The organism is Pseudomarimonas arenosa, assembly GCF_014841215.1.
Taxonomy (GTDB): domain Bacteria; phylum Pseudomonadota; class Gammaproteobacteria; order Xanthomonadales; family Xanthomonadaceae; genus Pseudomarimonas; species Pseudomarimonas arenosa.
Map to the genome: position 1 here is coordinate 49,283 of NZ_JACYTR010000014.1, position 20,631 is coordinate 69,913.

Annotated in this window: 8 protein-coding genes; all 8 read left to right on the forward strand. The window is 63.1% G+C overall.

Translation table 11 applies throughout. The annotated features are described in order from the left end of the window. Positions 1 to 13 precede the first annotated feature (13 nt). The 8 genes from IFO71_RS09120 to IFO71_RS09155 all read left to right on the forward strand — a co-directional run bounded on the left by IFO71_RS09120 (position 14) and on the right by IFO71_RS09155 (position 20,616). Positions 14 to 421: a PaaI family thioesterase gene (locus IFO71_RS09120; protein ID WP_192029324.1), complete on the forward strand. Its 408-nt coding sequence runs from the start codon at positions 14 to 16 to the stop codon at positions 419 to 421. Continuing rightward, positions 418 to 1,410 (forward strand): NAD(P)-dependent alcohol dehydrogenase, encoded by a 993-nt coding sequence (locus IFO71_RS09125; RefSeq protein ID WP_192029325.1) that lies wholly within the window; start codon positions 418 to 420, stop codon positions 1,408 to 1,410. Before IFO71_RS09120 ends, IFO71_RS09125 begins: the two co-directional genes overlap by 4 nt. Positions 1,411 to 1,662: 252 nt before the next feature. After that, complete coding sequence (locus tag IFO71_RS09130) at positions 1,663 to 12,240, forward strand: SDR family NAD(P)-dependent oxidoreductase (RefSeq protein ID WP_192029326.1); 10,578 nt, start codon at positions 1,663 to 1,665, stop codon at positions 12,238 to 12,240. Between the two features lie 48 nt (positions 12,241 to 12,288). After that, complete coding sequence (locus IFO71_RS09135) at positions 12,289 to 13,707, forward strand: long-chain fatty acid--CoA ligase (RefSeq protein WP_192029327.1); 1,419 nt, start codon at positions 12,289 to 12,291, stop codon at positions 13,705 to 13,707. Beyond that, positions 13,697 to 14,431, forward strand: a complete 735-nt coding sequence (locus IFO71_RS09140) for an SDR family NAD(P)-dependent oxidoreductase (RefSeq protein WP_332309354.1) — start codon at positions 13,697 to 13,699, stop codon at positions 14,429 to 14,431. The genes IFO71_RS09135 and IFO71_RS09140 overlap by 11 nt, the downstream gene beginning before the upstream one ends. Positions 14,432 to 14,479: 48 nt before the next feature. After that, positions 14,480 to 14,725: a hypothetical protein gene (locus IFO71_RS09145; protein WP_192029329.1), complete on the forward strand. Its 246-nt coding sequence runs from the start codon at positions 14,480 to 14,482 to the stop codon at positions 14,723 to 14,725. Positions 14,726 to 14,809: 84 nt separating this feature from the next. After that, positions 14,810 to 19,042, forward strand: coding sequence for a type I polyketide synthase (locus IFO71_RS09150; protein ID WP_192029330.1), 4,233 nt, complete (start codon positions 14,810 to 14,812; stop codon positions 19,040 to 19,042). 29 nt (positions 19,043 to 19,071) lie between these two features. Continuing rightward, complete coding sequence (locus IFO71_RS09155) at positions 19,072 to 20,616, forward strand: hypothetical protein (RefSeq protein WP_192029331.1); 1,545 nt, start codon at positions 19,072 to 19,074, stop codon at positions 20,614 to 20,616. Positions 20,617 to 20,631 lie beyond the last annotated feature (15 nt).

The window sequence follows — 20,631 nt, forward strand, 5'->3', positions numbered from 1 at the left end:
CCGATTCTTCGAAATGGGCCAGCAAGTGCTGGTATCGCAGCCCTTCAGCAGACTGCTGGGCACGGAGCTGTGCGAGCTTTCCGAGGGCTATGCCGAACTGTCGCTGCGGATCCGCGAGGATTTCAAGCAGAGTTACGGCTTCGTGCATGGCGGCGTCGTCAGCTATCTGGCCGACAACTGCCTGACCTTTGCCGGCGCGACCGTGCTGGGTCAGTGCGTGACCTCGGAATTCAAGATTAATTATGTGATGCCGACCATTGGCGATCTGCTGGTCGCCAAGTCCTCCGTGCTGTCCTTCGCATTACGGCAGGCGGTGTGCGAATGCAAGGTCTACGTCGTTCGCAAACAGGAATCCATCCTGGTCGCGGCGGCACAAGGCACGATCGTCAAGATCGAAACCGATATCAGGACGGCCGCATGAAGGCCGTCGTCTACCACCAGTACGGGTCACCCGATGTTCTGCAGCTACAGGACATGGCGATGCCGGAACTGCGCCCGCATGAGCTACGCATCCGCATGCGTGCCGCTTCGATCAACCCTGCCGATCTCTATATTCTGCGCGGAAGCCCTTACATGCTGCGGCTTCAGATCGGCCTGAAACGCCCGAAGAACAACGGTATTGGCCTCGATTTCGCAGGGGTTGTCGATGCCGTCGGCAGCGATAACACCGGGTTCCGTGTCGGCGATGAAGTGTTCGGCCAGACCGCGCACAATTCCTCCGGTCGCACCCGCGCACTCGCTGAATACCTGTGTGTCGACGCAGCGGTCGCGGTGAAGAAGCCGCAGGGAGTCGGCTTCGCCGAAGCCGCCACCGTCCCGATGGCGGGTTGCACGGCGCTGTACGCCGTGCGCGACTATGGCCAAGTGACGTCCGGACAGCAGGTGCTGATCAACGGCGCGGGCGGCGGAGTGGGTGTGCATGCCGTGCAGCTGGCAAAGCATTTCGGCGCCACGGTGACCGCTGTGTGCAGCGAAGCCAAGCGCTCGCTGATGCAGGACATTGGCGCCGATCATGTCATCGACTATAGAACACATGATTTCACCGAGGGTTCTAACCGCTACGACGTGATCGTCGACACGATCAGTAGCCAAACCCTGCGTCGCTGCCGGCGCGTGCTCGCGCCGCAAGGTCGATTCATCTGGGTGGGAGGACCCAGCACGAACCATTGGGTCGGCCCGCTGCGCCTCGCGCTGAACGTGTTCGCGATGTCGCTGATCGACCGCGGACATCGTTGGATCGTGGTGGCGAAAAATCCCACCGCCGAGGATCTGGCGACCCTCGCCGGGTTGCTGGAGCAAGGGGCGCTTCGCCCGGTCATCGATCGGCGTTTCCCGCTCGGGGACGCTGCCGATGCCTTCCGTCATCTGGAGAAAGGCCATGCGAGCGGAAAGATCGTTGTCGAAATCTGACCTGTGCCGGGGAAGCATCGCGGGCGGAGGCGGCGACCTTGATTCGCCAAAGAACGCCGACATTCTCACGGCGCGCCGCGGACGGAACGCATGGGAACCACTGAACACGTCCGACGAAGCGAACTCGCCCCTTGAGTCAAGGGGCGGCAAAGCCCTGCAGCGCAGGGCTTTGCGGGGATGTGGAGGTAATACGAACGCATGCAGAACCGCAACTTCGATACTCGTTCCGAGCTTCCCAAGGAATGCTGAGCAATGATCGACCACGACACCCTGCACGAGCGCACCGAGACCTATCTCAAATCGCTGATCTGCGACGCGGCGGATGCGGCGCTGGTGTTCGATGCAGAAACGCCGTTCGGCGAACTCGGTGTTAACTCGTTTCTGGTCTTGAAGATACTCAAGCGCCTGGAACAGGATTTCGGCACCTTGCCAAAGACCCTGCTGTTCGAGAACTTCAATGTTCGCGATCTCGCCCGGTATTTCGTCAAGGCGCATACCGACGTGCTGTTAAGCAAATTCCCCGACGTCTCGCCGTCTGCGCCCGCCCAGGCGGAGCCGCGGCTGGCGAATGCTGCCGCGCATCTGGCGCCAGCGCAAGTCAACACTGCTCGAGCGGCTACGATCCCGACGGGCGAAGCGCAGCTGCCGGCGATGGTTGCGCTCAACCATCTGCATCGCTACCCGGAACTCGAACAACGCCGGCGCGAGATCTTCGATCGATACAAGAACGAATCCTCGGTGTCACGCGGCACCGCGATGATCGCGCCACTGCTGTTCTTCGGAGACGCGCAGCACGGTTACTTCAACTGCGGCAAAGGCAAGGGCATCTTGCTGGCGTATGGCTATACCGGCCCGGCAGAGCACTTCCCGCCGCTTGCTGAGCAGCTGTACCAGTACTGCGAAGCACATAGCCTGCAGTTCAATCTGTTCGTCGAAGACCGGCTGCCCGAGCTGTGCGGCAAGCGTTTCTCTGCGACGCCGTTCGGGGTGATGCAGCGGGTGACCAATCTGCCGTCGTTCACGCTGGAAGGCCAGAAGATGAAGCGCCTGCGCTATCAGGTGTCGAAGTTCGCCAACGCCGGCGCCTGCCGTACCGAAGAGTTCGTCTGCGGTAGCGATGCCAAGACCGCCAAGGCGGTGGCCGACATCATCGATCGGTGGTGCGCGACGCGCACCAAGGTCAATCCGCTGATCCACATCGTCAAGGCCGAGATCCTTGCCGGCACCCTGGACCGCGAGCACCGGCTGTTCCTGACCTATGTCGACGATGTCCTGCAGAACGCGATCCTGGTGTCGCCGCTGGCGGCCGGCGCTGGCTATCTGATGGATCTCGAATTCTACGGACCGGACATGCCGCTCGGTGGGCTGGAATTTGCCATCGTCAACATTATCCAGACCCTGCGCGACGAAGGCTGCAGCGTCTTCAGCCTTGGCGGCACCTACGGCTGCAAACTCGCCGATTCGCCCGACGCCGACCCGGCGATCGAGAGCATCCTCGAAGACCTGCGCAGCCAGGACATCTTCAACGACGCCGGCAATCTGCAGTTCAAGAACAAGTTCCGCCCCGAAAGCAAGGACATCTTCCTGTGCCGGGCGGTGGATGCCGGCAAGGCGGACAACGTCCTCGACATTATCCTGATGATCGCCGACCCCTCGATCATGGACGACGAACTTTCAACCGACGACGGGGCGCTCGCGCCAGCGTCCGCCGCAGCAGCGAATGCGGCGCCGACGTCGCCAGGCCTTCCGGCGCCAGCCTCGACCGTCGCCACAACCGTCACGTTCGACATCGCATCCAACCCGCGCTGGAAGGCGCTGGAAGCGGCCGGATTTAATCCGCTGAACATCCCCGCCGAGCAGGTCGACTTCGATCTGAAGACCGACTCCTGGGCGCAGCTGCAGCTGACCGCCATCGACAAGCAGATGGCTTTGCTGTTCGCGCAGATCCAGCGGCCGATCGACGTGAACGCCGGCCTGCGCCGGGTATTTCCGTTCAAGCACTTCACCCTCGCCGAATCAGGACGCGCCGCCGAAGCACTGTTCTGCCAGGTGTGGGAGAAGAAGGGCCGGGTGCCGCAGAATATCCTGTTCCCCAGCACCATCTTCCATCAGATCGACAACGGCTTCTCGCCGGTGGAACTTCCGGTTGCCGATGTGTTCGATCTGCAGTCCGACGCGCCGTTCAAGGGCAATATCGATCTGTCCGCGCTGCGGGCGGAGATCGCCGCCCATGCGGCGGACATCGGCTACGTCTGCATCGAACTCGCCGACAACGCTGCGGGCGGCGGCGCAGTATCGCTGGCGCACCTGCGCGAGGTGAAGGCGCTGCTGCAAGCGCAACGGATTCCGTTGGTGCTCGACGCTACGCGCGTGCTGGAAAACGCGCTGAAGGTGATCGAGCACGATCCCGAATGGCACGATGCCTCGCTGTGGCAAGTCGCCGAGGCGCTGTTGTCGCAGGCCGACGTGGTGATGGTCAGCCTGGCCAAGGATTTCTGCGTCAACAAGGGTGGGCTGATCGCCAGCAACGATCAGGCGCTGCACGATCGGCTGCAAGCTTTGCAACAGCACGGTGGCAAAGCGCTGGACGTCACCGAAAAGAAGTGCATTGCGGCGTCGCTGCAGAACCGCGCCTACCTCGAAACTCAGGTCCGTCGCCGCGTCGATGCCGTGCGTGCGCTGGCAATGCGTCTGGCGGAACGGCAAGTGCCTGTCGTGCGCCCGGCGTCGGCCCACTGCGTGTTGATCGACGTCAAGCGGATTCCGGCGTTTCGTGATCTCCTCGCTCCGGTCGCATCGTTCGCGGCATGGCTGTATCTGGCGACCGGCATCCGTGCAGGGGCACACAGCGTCGGTATGCAGCAGAACACCTCGCTCAACCAGCTGGTCAGGCTGGCCATTCCCGTTGGCCTCAAAGCCGACGAGGTCAAGCAGCTGGGCGACCGGCTGGTGAATGCGTTCGCAGACATCGGCAATATTCCCGATCTCAGCGCCGCCGAAGGCGTGGGCGATCTCAACGCCCGGCTCAGCCTGCATCGGCTGCTGTCGCCGCAGCGCGTCGCAGCGGCACACACAGACAAAGCGCAGGGCTCTGGGGCGCAACCGTCGCAGACTAAACTGCAGGTTTCAGCGCCACACGCGCCAGAGCCGGATGCGGCGCACAGCCTGCAAGCCTCCGCAGCGCGCGAATCCGACACGCCGATGCCGATCGACATGGACATCGCGATCGTCGGCATGGCGGCGCGTTTGCCGAAGGCAAGAAACGCCGACGAGCTATGGGAGAACTTATCCCAAGGTCGCGACTGCATCAGTGAGATTCCGCAGTCGCGGTTCGAGCGCCGACGCAACCGCGATGTGCTGGGCCGCTACCGCGGTGGTTTTCTCGACGACCTCGATCGTTTCGATTCACTGTTCTTCAACATCTCGCCGCGCGAAGCGGAAACCCTGGACCCACAGGAGCGCCTGTTCCTGGAAGTCAGCTGGGAAGTGCTGGAAGACGCCGGCTACTACCCCGAAGCCCTGCAGAGCGATGAACTGGGCGGGGGGAGGATCGGTGTGTACGTCGGTGCGGTGTGGGCGATGTACCAGATGGTCGGCGCGGAGGAGCGCCTGGCCGGCAACAAGGTGATCGCCAACTCGTTCCTTTGGAGCGTCGCCAATCGCGTTTCCTATTTCATGAACTTCACCGGCCCCAGCATCGCGGTCGATACCGCGTGTTCGGCCAGTCTGACTGCGATCCATCTCGCCTGCGATGCCATCCGCAACGGCGAATGCGCGGCCGCATTGGTCGGCGGTGTCAACCTGGATGTGCACCAGTGCAAGCAGGAAATCACCGTGGCCGGTGGTCTGTTGTCGGAAGAAGGCCTGTGCCGCGCTTTTGGCCGCAATGCCAGCGGTTACGTGCCGGGTGAGGGCGTCGGTGCGTTGCTGCTGAAGCCGTTGGCGCAGGCGCGACGCGACCGCGACAACATCTATGCGGTGATCAAGAGTTCGGCGATCAGCCATGGCGGACGCAACAGCGGCTATGCGGTGCCGAACTCGAAGGCGCAGTGCGAGGTCATCGGCGCGGCGCTGAAAAAGGCCAAGGTGGACGCGCGCAGCATCGGCTACATCGAAGCCCACGGTACCGGCACCGAACTGGGCGATCCAATCGAGATCGCCGGCCTTAACCAGGCGTTCGAGAAAGACCAGGTCGCGCTGCAGAGCTGCGCCATCGGCTCGATCAAGACCAACATCGGCCATCTGGAAGCAGCCGCGGGCATCGCGGGCGTGTGCAAGACCCTGCTGCAGATGCGTCACCGCACCCTGGTGCCGTCGCTGCATTCGGCGCAGCTCAACGAGTTCATCGATTTTGCCCACTCACCCTTTGTGGTCCAGCAAGCGCTGGCTGAGTGGCATCCGAAAGAGGTGGACGGCGTACTGCAGCCGCTGCGCGCAGGGGTCAGCTCGTTTGGTGCGGGCGGTGCCAATGCGCACGTGATTCTCGAAGCGGTTGACGACAGCGCAAAGCCGGGCGATCGCGCGCCGGTGGGACGTGGAGTACGGATTTTCCCGCTGTCTGCGCGCAACGAAGAGCAACTGCGGCAGGTCGCGATGCGGCTGAAATCCTTCCTCGAGAAGCACCGTGACCATTCCTCCGAGCCAAGTCTCGACGAGATCGCTTTCACCCTGCAGCTCGGCCGCAAATCCTTTGATCACCGCGTTGCCCTCCTGGCCGACAGTCACGAGCGGTTGATCGCCAGGCTACAGTGTTTCCTGACGGGCAGCCGCGACGAGCACATTCTCATCGGCCACGTGAAGAACGCGGAAGGCATCACCAAGATGCTCAGCCGATCGGAAAAGGAAGCCTTCATCGATCTGCTGGCGAAATCGCGCGACCCGATAAAGCTGGCGCAGCTGTGGATCGACGGCCTGGTGTCTGAATGGCAGGGCATGCAGACCGGCGGGCAGGGCAGGCGCATTTCCCTGCCGACGTATCCGTTCGCCGACAAGCGGCACTGGCTGCAACCTGCGGAAGGCAGAACGCCTCGCCTGTCGAATGCAGGCCCGATGACGGCTGGGCAGGTTGCTGGCCTGCATCCGCTGATCGACAGCAATGAATCGACCTTCGAGCGCCAGCTGTTCCGCAAGGTCTTTACCGACCGCGAATTCTTCATCTACGACCATCTGGTCTCGGATATCCCAACGCTTCCGGGCGTGGCCTATCTCGACCTGGCGCGCAAGGCCGGCGAAATCGCGGCGGGGCGCAAGGTTCGAAGGATCCGCAACATCCTCTGGGTCAGCCCGCTGACGGTTAAGAACGCGGTGCCCAACGATGTGTTGGTCGAGCTGAAAGCCGCCGGCGATTCTGTGCTGTTCGAGGTCTTCAGCGAACGCGACGACGGCAAAAAACAGCTGTATTGCCAGGGCAAACTCTTCTACGCCACGGCCCAGGATGATACGGCGGAAGACCAATACGTCGATCTGTCGGCGATTCGCGCTCGCTGCGAAAAAGTCATGGAGGGCGAGCGCGCCTATCCGTTGTTCAAGGAGCTCGGTCTGGGCCTGGGGCCCAGCTTCCAGGCACTGACCGAAGTTCACCGCAATCCGCAGGTCGGCTTCGAGGTGCTGGGCGCGTTGAAGATGCCGGCGCTGGACGGCACGCGCTTCGATGAGTTCGTGCTGCATCCCTCGCTGGTCGATTCCTCGTTCCAGGCGGCGATGGCCGCGCGGCTCGCGGACGCAGGCGGCGAGATGTTTGTGCCGTATTCGCTGGGCGAAGTGGAGATCCTGCATCCGCTGACGCAGGTCTGCTACAGCTACGTGACCGAGTCGAAGGACGAGAAGAAGTCGTCCAACGTGTCCAAGATGGACGTGCTCATCGTCGATGAGCAGGGCAAAGTGCTGGTTAAGGTGCGCGATTCGGTCGGCGTGCCGTTGCTCGATGTGCATGAGAAGCCGGGCGCCGCGTCCAAGGCGGCGCCAGCGGGCGAGGGCGATGCCGCATTCTCGACTCTGTACTTCGGCACCGATTGGCAGCCATCGCCACTCGCCGCTTCTGCGGGCGAGCCCTCGCGACAGACCATCGTGCTGTTCGCGCCTGATGAAACTAGCCACGACGCTTACCGCGCCGCGCTGGCCGCCTCCGGCGGCGATCCCGACAGGCTGATCGCGGTGTTGCCCGGCGACGGTTTTGCCCGTGTCGACGCCCATCGCTATTGCATTGATGCCGGCAAGCGCGAGGATTTCGACACTCTGCTGTCAGCGTTGCGCCAGCAGTCCGATACCAAACTGCAGGTGTGCTTCGCCTGGTCAGCGCAGCCTGACACGGACGCCAACGCTCTGTCGGTCGAAGACGCCACGATGCAGGCGCTGGAACGTGGCGTGTATGCCTTCCTGTTTCTGACCCAAGCGGTCATCGCCCAGAAATGCGAGGCCGATGTCCGTCTGCAGTATCTGTATTTCAGCTCATCACCGGTCGCGCAACCGCATAACGAAGCGATCCAAGGCTTTGCGACCATCCTGCGCGCGGAGAGCCCGAAACTGGCCTGCAAGGTGGTCGAAATTGTTGGCGCCGATTCAAGCGTCGAATCTCACTTCGACCAGGCGTCGGTGGCCGCGATCGCAGCGGAATTCGGCGACGACAGCAAGGCGCTCGCGGTGCGCTACCGCGAAGGCGTGCGCTATCTGCGCCGAATCCACGACTGTCCCGAACCCAGCGCTCCGATACAGGGTTCGGCGCCGATCCGGCATCGCGGCATCTACCTCATTACCGGCGGCGCAGGCGGTCTGGGCCTGATGTTTGCCGAGCATCTGTCAAAGCAGTTCCAGGCGCGGCTGGTGCTGAGCGGTCGCGCTGCGCTCAAACCGGAAGCCGAAGCGGCGCTTGAATCCATGCGCGCCGCTGGCGCCGAAGTAGTGTACGTAGCGGCCGACGTGTCCCGGCGCGAGGATGTCGAACGACTCGTTCGCGTGTGCAAGGACAGCTTCGGCGGGCTGCACGGCATCATCCACAGTGCCGGCGTGCTCCGCGATGCCTATCTGCGCAACAAGACGCGCGAGGAAATGGCGGCGGTGTTCGCGCCGAAGATTCGCGGCTCGGTGCTGCTGGACGATGCGACGCGCAACGAACCGCTGGACTTCTTCGTTATGTTCTCCTCGCTGGCGGCGCTGGCGGGCAATGCCGGTCAGAGTGACTACTCGTTCGCCAACCATTTCATGGATGCGTTCGCCGCGCAGCGCAATGCGCTTGCCCGTGCCGGGCAGCGGCACGGCAAGGCGCTCAGTCTCAACTGGTCGATCTGGGCCGAGGGCGGCATGCGCCTCGACGAGCAGACCGCGCTGTTCTTCGAGCGCAACCTGGGTATCCGGCCGCTGCAAAGCGAGGTCGGCATCCAGGCCTTGATGCTGGGTCTGCACAGCGACCTGCCGCATCTGGCGGTGCTGCAGGGTGTTAAGGACAAGGTCGAGCGCGCCTGGGGCATCGGCGAGCCCGACGCGCCCGCTGTTGCGGGGTCTGCGGCCGAGCCGGCAGCGGTGGCCGGCGAGGACGCGGATCTGGCGCTGCAGGTCCAGGACGCGCTGTCGCAGATCGTCATGGATTTCCTCAAGATCGATGCCGACGATGTCGATCTCGACACCATCCTGCTGGACCTGGGTTTCGATTCGATTGGGCTGACGTCGTTCAGCAACATGGTCAACGACAAGTACGGCCTGGATATCACGCCGGTCTTGTTCTTCGAGTATCCGAACATCCGCGAGATCGCCAAACATCTGGCCCGCGATCACCGCGAGAACATGCTGCGCGTGCATGGGCAGGTGAGCACAGCGTCATCGGCCGCTAATGCCGGATCGAGCGGTGCGGCCCCGGCGGCCGAGACAGTCAGGAATCAGCCGCTGTTCGCGTCGAAGAACACACTCCTGGCACCAGCCCTTGCAGAGCCGAATGCGTCGGCGCCTGCAGGCACGGGCCGCTTCTCGCCGGGGCGCCGCTTTATCGAGCGGCCGATCGCCATCGTCGGAATGAGCGGCGTGATGCCGCAGGCCGACACGCTGGACGAATACTGGGACAAGCTGAGCCGGGCCGAGAACAACATGGTTACGCTGGTGCCGCCGGATCGCTGGGACTGGGAAGCCTATTACGGCAATCCGATGGCCGAGAAGAACAAGACGCTGTCGAAGTGGGGCGGCTTCATGCGCGAGGTCGACAAGTTCGACCCGCTGTTCTGGGGCATCTCGCCACGCGAAGCGGAAATGATGGATCCGCAGCAGCGGATCTTCCTGGAGAGTGTCTGGGGCGCAATCGAGGACTCCGGCCACCGCGTCTCCGATCTGGCCGGCACCAAGACCGGTCTGTTCGTCGGCGCGGCGACCCGCGACTACATCGATCTGATGGCCACCTACCAGGCCGAACTCGATGGCTATTCCGCCTCGGGCACGTCGCACGCCATTCTGGTCAACCGGGTGTCCTTCCTGCTCAATCTTCACGGGCCTAGCGCGCCGCTCGACACCGCCTGTTCGAGTTCGCTGGTAGCGCTGCACCGCGCGATCGAATCGATCCACACCGGTAGTTGCGACATGGCGATTGTCGGTGGCGTGCAGGTCATGCTCACTCCCGCCGGCCACATCTCGTTCGGCGCGGCCGGCATGCTGGCTGACGATGGCAAGTGCAAGACCTTCGACTCGCGGGCGAACGGCTACGTGCGCGGCGAAGGGTCTGGCGCGATCCTGATCAAGCCGCTGGAAAACGCCATCGCCGACGGCGACCACATCTATGCAGTCGTCAAATCCACCGCCGAAAACCACGGCGGCAAGGTGACGATGCTCACCGCGCCAAACCCGAATGCGCAGGCCGAACTGCTGGTTGAAGCCTACGAAAAGGCCGAGATCGATCCGCGCAGCGTCGGTTATCTCGAATGCCACGGCACCGGTACCAGCCTGGGCGATCCGATCGAGATCCAAGCGATGAAGAAGGCGTTCTCGGAGCTGTACCACAAACATCAACTTCCGCCGCCGGCAACACCGCACATCGGCCTCACCTCGGCCAAAACCAACATCGGCCATCTGGAAACCGCCGCCGGCATCGCCGGCATCCTGAAGGTTCTGCTGTCGATCAAACACAAGCAGATTCCCGCCCTGCTGCACTTCGAGAAGCTGAATCCCTACATCAATCTCGATAACACGCCGTTCTATCCGGTGGCGAAGACTCAGGCGTGGGCGCCAGCAGTGGACGAGCAAGGCCGTGCGTATCCTCGCCGCGCCGGCATCAGCTCATTTGGTTTTGGTGGCGCCAATGTGCACGTCGTGCTCGAGGAATACCTGGAAGACGACACTGTGCCGCGCGCCCGTCCAAACGGACCCTATGCCATCGTGCTTTCGGCCAAGAACGCCGACCGCCTGCGCGCCAATGCCTCCCGCCTGCTGGCGCATCTGCAGAGCCAGCCGGAGCAAGACATCGCCGATGTGGCCTACACCCTGCAGGTCGGCCGCGACCCGATGCCCGAACGCATGGCCCTGGTCGTGGCAAGCATGCAGGAGCTGATCGAGCGGCTGCAGGCCTACGTCGATGGCGACGCCGACAGGTCCGGCGTGCGCCAGAGCAGCGTGCGTCGCAAGGCGGACATCGTCAACATCGACGCCGCCACCCTCGATCAATGGTTGCGCGAGCGCGATCTGACGGCCCTGATCGATGTCTGGCTGAAGGGACAGGAGCCCGATTGGAGGACCCTGTACAAGGGCTACTCCATGCGCCGCTGCGCGTTGCCGACCTACGCCTTCGCCCGCGAGCGCTATTGGTTCAGCATCGATCCCGCGAAGCAGAAGGCAGCCAACCAGTCTGTTATGCATCCGCTGCTGCATCGCAACGTCTCGGTGTTCGGGCGGCAGTCGTTCGCATCGGACAGTGCGGTGTTGGAGAAATCGTTGCGTGGGACAGCGCTGCGCCCTGAAGCCGGACTGCCGGGGATGCTGCCAGTCGAGATGGTGCGGCTGGCGCTGCGCGAATCCCTCGGCGAGCGTGGGCACACGGCCCGCATCGAGTTGCGCTCCCTGGTGTGGCCGGGCCTTGAGCCTGCAGTGCAGGACGGTACCGTCTCGGCGGATCTCTATGCGACTGGCGATAACGACTTCGAGTTCGAAGTGAGGGCCAGCGGCGTGGATGGCGAGTCGATGCTGTGCGAAGGCGCCGGCGCTTACCAGGCGGGCGTAGATTTGGGTCGCATCGATCTGTCGCAACTACGCAGCTTGTTCCGTGGCGAAGTTCACCGGGCCGCCGACTTCTATGCCGCACTGGATGCTGCAGGCATGCTGCGTGACCGCCTGCCGGATGGCGTTGTCGCCTGTCGGCGCGGCGAGCGGCAGCAATTGCTCGAATTCCGCTTGCCGAGGCAGCCGGAAGGCACAGTCGATGCGGCGAATGCGCTGGACGGCTTCGCGTTGCTCACGCTCTCGCACCTGGCCTGTCTCGATCATCTGGCCGGCGGCGGCGCTGTACCGACGGCCACCACCCTGCTCGCGCTGGAGCGCGTCGCGTTCGCTTCGATCGGCGCTCGTGAAGGCGTGATCTGGGTCCGCTCGGCACGCGGCAGTGGTCGCAACGGCGACCGTGCCGCGAAAGCAACCGAGGTCATCGACATCGACGTGATCGATAGCGAGGGTCGCGTGCTGATCAAGATCAAGGGCCTACTGGTCGGCTACCCAGAAACGCAGGGCGCGCACGACGAGGAGTTCGCCTCGATGCTCGACTCGCTCTACGCCCCAGGTTCCCCGTCGTTCGAGCACACGACACAGCGTATCGCCAGCCTCGAATTCGAGCATGCGCTCGACGCGATCTTTGAGGAGGGAGAGACCTGATGGGCATCGCATTCTCGACTTGTAACCACTGAAACCATGGAGCGCTAAATGCAGAACCTGGCGACACTCATCGAGGCTTGGGCCGATCAGGCCGGGCGCACAGCGATCGTCTGTGACGGCGCGGCGCTCGACTATGCTCAGTTGCACGCAAGGATTGGTCACTGGCGCAGGCAACTGCAGGTGGAGGGCATCGCCCCGGGCGCCTGCATCGCCATGCGCGGGCAGGTCTCGGGCGACATGATCGGCCTGCTGTTCGCGCTAATCGAAAACGCGAACATTGTGGTGCCCTTCCTGTCGGCCAGCGATTTCGAAGTGGACGAGGCGCTGGAGACCGCCTGCGTCGATGGCGTTTTTGAATTCGCGAACGATGGCAGCAATCGGTACGTGGACTGTGGCTATGGACGCAGTCACCCGCTGCTCGATCGCCTGCGTGGCGGAGCCGGGGAAGACGGAGAAGCCGGACTGATCCTCTTTACATCCGGGTCGACCGGCAAGAACAAGGCCGCCGTGCATCGCTTCTCGCGGCTGATCAGAAATGTCTTGCAGAAGCCTGGGGCGGCCTATCGCACCCTTATTTTCCTCATGTTCGACCACATCGGCGGCGTCAACACGCTACTGCACGTGCTGTGCAATGGCGGCACCGCCGTGTTTGTCTCCGATCGCTCGGTGGCCACGGTCTGTCATGCGATCGAGTCGCAACGCGTTCAACTGCTGCCGACGACGCCGACCTTTCTTAACATGCTACTCATCTCGGATAAGCGCCAGGCCTACGATCTGTCGTCGCTGGAGTTGGTCACCTACGGCACCGAACCAATGTCGCTGGCCACGCTCAAGGCATTGAACAAGGCCTTGCCCGGCGTGCGCTGTAAGCAGACCTATGGATTGACCGAAGTCGGCATATTGCCAAGCCGATCGGAAGACGCGGGCTCGACCTGGATGCAGGTCGGTGGCCAGAGCTACGAGACCCGGATCGTCGACGGCATCCTCTGGATCCGAACCGACGCCGCGATGATCGGCTATCTCAATGCGCCATCGCCGTTTGACCAGGACGGCTGGCTCAACACGCGCGACAAGGTCGAGGAGCGCGATGGCTACCTGCGCATCCTCGGACGCGAGTCGGAAATCATCAACGTCGGCGGCGAAAAGGTGTACCCGAGCGAGATCGAGAACCTGATCCTGCAAGTGGAGAACATCAGCGAAGTCCTTGTCAGCGCCAAGGCCAGCGCGCTCACCGGCTACCTCGTATTCGCGACGGTACAACTGATCGAGCCCGAGCCGGCGGCCGAGGTGGAACGGCGCGTTCGCGCGCATTGCCGGGCGCATCTGCCGCCGTTCAAGGTGCCGGTCGGGGTCAAGGTCAGCGAAGACCCGATGTTCGGCGCCCGCTTCAAGAAGATTCGTCGCCCGGCGCGTGCAGCGCAAGGCGAACTCATCAATGCCATACGGGAGCCGGCAAGTGCGGAATGACCAGCGAGTGGTGGTGATCAGCGGCGGCAGCCGCGGACTGGGGCAGGCCTTGGTGCAGGAGCGGCTCGACGCCGGCGACATCGTCGCCACCTTCAGCCGTTCCAGAAATGAGTTCATTGATCGACTGCGCGGCGCCGACCCGGACGGCGTGCGCTTCCATTGGGAGGCGATCGAGGGCACCGATCTCGAAGGTGTCAGAACCTTCGGCATGAATGTGCTGCGTCGTTACAAGCGCATCGATGCGTTAATCAACAATGCCGGCGTCGGCGTCGAAGGCCTGCTGACCATGACCTCGGAGCGCGACATCCATCTGGCGCTCACCTTGAACTTAGAGTCGGTGATCGTGCTCACCCGCACCTGCCTCAAGGGCATGCTCGCCGCGCGGCACGGAAGCATCATCAATATCTCCTCGGTCAATGCCTTGCGCGGCCATAAGGGCCTGGCGGTCTACAGCGCGACCAAAGCGGCGCTACTGGGGTTCACCCGCAGCCTGGCGAGCGAAGTCGGGCCGCAGGGAATCACCGTCAATGCGATCGCGCCAGGCTTCTTCGAGAGCGAGATGGTTGGCCACCTCACCGAAGCGCAGCGTGCTCGGATCATTCGCCGCACACCGATGCGTGCCATGTGCACTACCCAGGACATTGTCGACAGCGCCCGTTTTCTGCTGTCGACGCGCGCCATCACTGGCCAAACGCTGGCCGTCGATGGCGGTTTCTCCTGTTAAGGCCAAGCACTATCACTTCCTTCTCTCCACTCCGATTTTGAGGAACACATGAGCCAAATCAAACAGATTATCTATGACACCCTCCGTCGCGTTGCTGAGGAGGAGGGCTTGCAGCTCGACACGATCAGTGATGCCAGCGCACTCATCGATTACCTCGGATTTCGCTCGCTGCATATCGCCCGCATTCTCGCGATCCTGGAAATCGAGCTTTCCTATGACCCATTCGCCAGCGGCGATGTGCCAATAACCGGCCTGCGCACGGTCGGTGATCTGTGCGCTGCCTACCAGCGCTAAACAGGTAGTTTCGGCTAGGCAATCGAATCCCGTGCCGGGTACGGCGCGGCGAACTCGATGGTTTTCATTGCAGCAGGATTCGGAATGGAAAAGCAGCACAGCGACATTGCCATCATCGGAATGGCCGGGAGATTTCCCGGCTCGACCTCGACGCATGAATTCTGGGCCAATCTGTGCGCAGGGCGCTCCGGCATCGCTGCGCTCTCCGACGAGGAACTTCTGGCCAACGGCGTTTCGGCCAAGACACTGGCCGACCCGAATTACGTGAAAGCAGCCCCCTTGCTAGCGGACCACGATTGCTTCGATTCGGAGTTCTTCATGGTTCCGCCGCGCGATGCAGAGATTATGGATCCACAGCATCGGTTGCTGCTGGAATGCGCGTGGTCAGCGATGGAGGATGCTGGCTATCCACCCGACACCCAGCCCGGCCGGGTCGGTGTATTCGCTGGATCGGGCGGCATCGTCTCCAGCCATCTGCTGTCGTGCGCCGCACACTACGCCGATGTCGTCGGCAAAACCGGGGGCAGCTGGCATCTCGGCAACGACAAGGACTTCGTTCCAACCCGCTTGTCCTACAAACTGAATCTTCGCGGCCCGAGTGTCGCGGTTCAAACGGCATGTTCAACTTCGCTGGTTGCGGTGCATATGGCTTGTCAGAGCATCCGCTCGGGCGAGTGCGATATGGCCCTGGCCGGTGCGGTCAGCGTGCGCACGCCGCATGTGGCGGGCTATCTATACGAGAGCGGCAACATCTTTTCCGCCGATGGGCAAGTCCGTGCCTTTGATGCGGACGCACGAGGCGTCGTGTTCGGAAGCGGTGTCGGAATGGTCTTGCTCAAGTCCCTGCAGCAAGCGCTGGCCGACGGCGATTGCATCCATGCCGTGATCAAGGGATCGGCGATCAACAACGACGGTGGCCAGAAGATGAGTTTCATGGCCACCAAGGTCGAAGGTCAGGTCGACTGCATGCGTGCGGCGCTGGACAACGCCGGGGTGTCGGCCGACAGCATCGGCTATATCGAGGCGCATGGCACCGGTACGGCGATGGGCGACCCGATTGAGATCCTCGCGCTAAGCCGTTTGTTTCGCTGCGAAACCGAGCGTCGCCAGTTCTGCGCGATCGGATCGGTCAAGAACAATATCGGCCATATCGATATCGCCGCCGGCATGGCGAGTCTGATCAAAGTCGCGATGTCGCTGAAACACCAGCACATTGCGCCGTGCATCAATTTCAGCACGCCGAATCCCAAGATCGATTTCGAGAGCAGCCCGTTCCACGTCAACACCGATGCGCTCGAATGGCCGCAGGGCGACACGCCGCGACGTGCGGCGATCAACTGCCTCGGTATCGGCGGCACCAATGCCTTCATGGTGCTGGAAGAACCGCCGCAGCGGCCACTGCCAACGCGCGCGGCGCCGATGCCGCGCATCGTGGCGTTGTCGGCGAAGACCGAGGCGGCGCTGTGGCGCAAGGTCACCGACCTCATCAGCTGGCTCGACGCCGGCCAGGGCGAACATCTCGACGATATCGCCTTCACCCTCGCCACCGGCCGCAGTCCGTTTGCGCATCGCTGCGTGCTGGTGGTGAGCGATGTCGCTGATCTGATCGCCAAGCTCGAGCGCTTGCACCGGCATCGGCGCGCACCGGAGTGTTTTGTCGGCAGCGAGGTCGAGCACTCCGGTCATGCGACGCCGGGCCTCGACGAATTCGCCCAGTTCCTGGTGCAGCAGGTGCTCGGCGGCTTGCCGGCTGATCAAGCGCGCAGCAAGCTGATCGCGCTGGCGGATCTGTACTGCCGCGGTGCGACGGTATCGCTGGATACCCTGTTCGTGGGGTCGGGCGCGCGGCGCATCACCTTACCCACCTATCCGTTCGAAAGAAGACGTTTCGCGATTCCCGAGCGAACCGCGGGCGCGCGACCGCAACCGGTCGCCGCGACCGCACCGGCGATCCTGCATCCCTTGCTGCACGCCAACGTGTCCGATGTATCGGGCCTGATCTTCACCACCGAGTTCGACGGCGGGGAATTCTTTCTGCGCGACCACAAGGTGCTGGGGCGACGCGTGCTGCCCGGCGTGGCCTATGTCGAAATGGTGCGCGCCGCGGCGGCACTGGCACTACCCGGCGATCGCACCCGAACACTTGAATTCCAGGATCACGCCTGGATTCAGCCGGTGGTGGTCGATGATGCGTTTGTGCTGACGGTGGTGCTGCACGACAAGGGCGAAGACGAGGACGGCGGACACTGGCTCGACTATGAGATCCGCTCCGAAGGCGGGGGCGAAACGCCACACGCCCGCGGCACGGTTCGCTGCAGTGCGGAGATCATCGAGGCCGAGCCGGTGGATGTCGCCGCGGTCGACGAGGCCATTGAGGGCGCGAACTGCGATCGCGATGCGCTGTACGCGCGCTTCGAGGCGCTGGGTTTGCGCTATGGGTCGACCATGCAGGGCATTACCGAGCTGCGCAGCGACGGCGACCAGGTGATCGCGAGGCTGCGCTTGCCGGGCGCCTCGGACCCGCGCTTCGGCCTGCACCCGGCAATAATGGATTCGGCGATGCAGTGCACGATCTGCCTGCTGGCGGGCTTGGATGGCGAAGGCGGCGCTGCGCTGATGCCGTTCGCCTTCGACGACATGATCGTCCACGGCGGCACCAGCGAGGAAATGTGGGTCTGGGTGCGGCGCGCACCGGGCGCGCCCATTGCCGGCATGCCGTCGCTGGATATCGATCTGATCGACGATCAGGGCCTGCCGCGGGTCAGTATCCTCGGCCTGGTCTCGCGCGCGGTCGCGGCCGCACCTGCTGCTTCGCCCGCCCTTGCATCGACGCGCGTCGCCGGGGCTGCGCCGATGCCGCCGAAGCCAGCCGCGCCCCACGTTTCCAAGCCCGTTCTGCACGCCCTGGTTCCGATCTGGAATCCGGTCCGTTTCGGACGGGACACCGTGACTTCGATGCCGGGCGAGCGCTGTCTGCTACTCGGCGGAGACGAGGCGCTGTTCGCTTGGCTGCGCGCGGCCCCGATCGATCTGCGGCACCAGCCGATCGGTGCAGGCGATTCGGTCGAACGGATCGAGCGCCTGCTGGCCGATCGCGAATTCGACCACCTGCTGTGGTTTGCTCCAGAGGCGGACCCCGACGACGACGATGCGATCGTCACCAGCCAGGAAGCGGGCGTGCTCGCGTTGTTCCGCATCCTCAAGTCCCTGAGTCGGCTCGACTGGTTCGAGCGCGAACTTAAGTTCACCGTGGTCACCCGCCGCGCGCTGCAGGTCTTCGCCGACGAACGGGTGTCGCCGCACCATGCCAGCGTGCACGGAATGATTGGTAGCGTCGCCAAGGAGCTGCCGCTGTGGCGCTTCCGGCTGCTCGACATCGAATCAACTGTCTATCTTGACCCGGGCGAAATCCTCGCCTTGCCCTGGGACGAGCAGGGCAGGGGTTTGGCGTTCCGCAGCGACGAATGGTTCCGCCAGGAATTCGCCGATGTCGGCCGCATGCCGTCCTCGCGTTCGGCCTACCGTCAGAGCGGCATTTATGTCGTGATCGGCGGCGCCGGCGGGATAGGCGAGGTGTGGACGCGGCACATGGTCACCCACTACGACGCCGAGGTGATCTGGATCGGCCGCCGGCCGCAAGATGCCGACATCGAAGCGAAACTCGATGCTATTGAGAGCCTGGGCCGGCGACCGCATTATTTTTCCGCGGATGCCACCGACGCGGCAGTGCTGGGGGCAGCGGTCGCCGCCATCCGCGAGCGCTTTCCGCGGATCGATGGCGTGGTGCATTCTGCGCTGGTCCTGCAGGATCAGACCGTGCGCGCGATGGGCGAGGCGGTTTTTCGCCAGAGCCTGGCAGCCAAGGTCGATGTTAGCGTAAACATCGAGCGCGCCTTCGCCGGACAGGATCTCGATTTCGTGCTGTTCTTCTCCTCGGTGGCGTCGTTCCACCGCGATGCCGGCCAGTCGAACTACTGCGCCGGCTGCACCTTCAAGGACAGCTTCGCGCAGGCCATGCGCGCACGTCATCCGTATCCGGTGAAGATCGTCAACTGGGCCTATTGGGGCAGCGTCGGCGTCGTCACCGACACGTTCTATCGCAAGCGCATGGAAAGCCTGGGGATCGGCTCGATCGAGCCGGAGGAGGCCATGCGCGAGCTGGAAGCCTTCATCGCCTCTGACATGGATCAGCTGGCACTGATCAAGGTGATCTCGCAACGCGCGCTCGACAACCTGTGGGTGTCGGAGGAGGTCCGCTATTACCAGGATCTCGAAGCAACCAGTGGTTACGGCGCTGAAGCGGTGATCGCATCGTGAATCGAACGCATACACCACCCGCGCGATCGATGAAGTCGGTGGCGGTTTCCCTGCTGGCCCTCGGGGTAACCTTCGGTGCCTCTGCGCAGATGCCGAAGAGCGAACCTGCGGCCGATCCGGACAGCGATTTCCTCGAGGGCGTGGTGATCGATCCGCCGGCCGAGATACAGCCGGGAGCACCAGACGCGCGCGGCGACCAGGCATTAAGTGGTTTGCCACCTGAGCCGGGCAGCGATACGAACGTCGACTTTGATGAGCTCGAAATCGACATCGATTCGAACACCGATTGGGATCACGAGCCTTCGCCCGATGGTGCGGATTTTATTGGTCCCGATCTTGTGGGGCTGGAGCCCGGCGGGCCGGGCGCGGGGACGGAGGAGGGCGACCCGACCTGGGCCGGCGACGACAGCTGGCTCGCGACCTGGCTGGATGCACTGCGGGTCAGCCTGAAGCACGAAAACTCCTACAAGTTCGCCTCGCCAAAGCGGGTGGTGAACAACCGCTCATCTGTGCGGCTGGAATACGCGAAGCCCTTAACCAGCAATCTGTACCTACGCCTGGACACCAAGCTCAATCTGCACTGGAGCAATGATCACCGCGCCAGGGCAAAGGACGAGGATCTGTTTCGCGAACTGGTCACACGCGAGGCCTATTTGCAGAGCAGCTTCGGTGATACCAGTTTCCGCCTCGGCTATCAGATTCTGCCGTGGGGCGTGTCCGAGGGCGGCGCGATCACCGACGAAGTCAGTCCGCGCAACAGCGCCGAGTTCTTCTTCATCTCGCTGGAGGAGTCGCGCGTCGGTCAACCTATGTTGGTCACCGACCACTTCGGCGATTCCGGCCACTGGACCGCATTCTTCGTGCCGCGGCCCGGTTACAACAAGTATCCGGATCGCGGGTCCGAGTACGACATCCCCGGCGCCTTCGACAGGCGCGCGCCGGACGACGACTGGGACAACCCCGGCACCTACGAATTCGGTGCGCGCTGGAAGCGCACGTTCGGCAAGAGCGACATCAGCCTGATGGCGGCGCGGCTGATCGACAACGATTACCTGGTGCGCCAACAACGCTTCCGCATGTTCGGACTGACCGCGAATGTGGCGATCGACAACCTGCTGCTGCGCGCGGAAGTCGCGCTGAAACAGCCACGTGCGTATTTCGCCCTTGCGGCCGGCAGCAGCGAGCTGACGATCGTCGAGAGCGACCAGTTCGATTCGAGCTTCGGTTTCGATTATTCGCCGGGTGGCCGGGCGCTTGTCTACAGCGCCGAAGTCGTCTGGAGTCGTGTGCTCGACTGGCGCAGCGACATTATCGGACGCGAGCGCGACGAGTACTCATTGGTGGGCTCGGTGAGCAACCGCTTCTTCAACGACGATTTAACACTTAGTTTGCTCAGCATCTATAGCGAGCCCTACACCAGTTTCCAGCACAAGTTCCTCAGCTCTTACCTGATCGACGACAACTCCACGATCTATTTCGAGTTGTTCTTTCCAGACGAACGAGACCAACGCAGTGGGACCTGGCCGTATCGCGACCAGAAGCAGTTCGTCGTCCGATACCAATATCAGTTCTAGCGACCGCGAGATGGA

Coding starts and splice junctions, on each gene's coding strand:
- IFO71_RS09120 (WP_192029324.1), top strand. CDS start 14: ATGGGCCAGCAAGTGCTGGTATCGCAGCCCTTCAGCAGACTGCTGGGC.
- IFO71_RS09125 (WP_192029325.1), top strand. CDS start 418: ATGAAGGCCGTCGTCTACCACCAGTACGGGTCACCCGATGTTCTGCAG.
- IFO71_RS09130 (WP_192029326.1), top strand. CDS start 1,663: ATGATCGACCACGACACCCTGCACGAGCGCACCGAGACCTATCTCAAA.
- IFO71_RS09135 (WP_192029327.1), top strand. CDS start 12,289: ATGCAGAACCTGGCGACACTCATCGAGGCTTGGGCCGATCAGGCCGGG.
- IFO71_RS09145 (WP_192029329.1), top strand. CDS start 14,480: ATGAGCCAAATCAAACAGATTATCTATGACACCCTCCGTCGCGTTGCT.
- IFO71_RS09150 (WP_192029330.1), top strand. CDS start 14,810: ATGGAAAAGCAGCACAGCGACATTGCCATCATCGGAATGGCCGGGAGA.
- IFO71_RS09155 (WP_192029331.1), top strand. CDS start 19,072: ATGAAGTCGGTGGCGGTTTCCCTGCTGGCCCTCGGGGTAACCTTCGGT.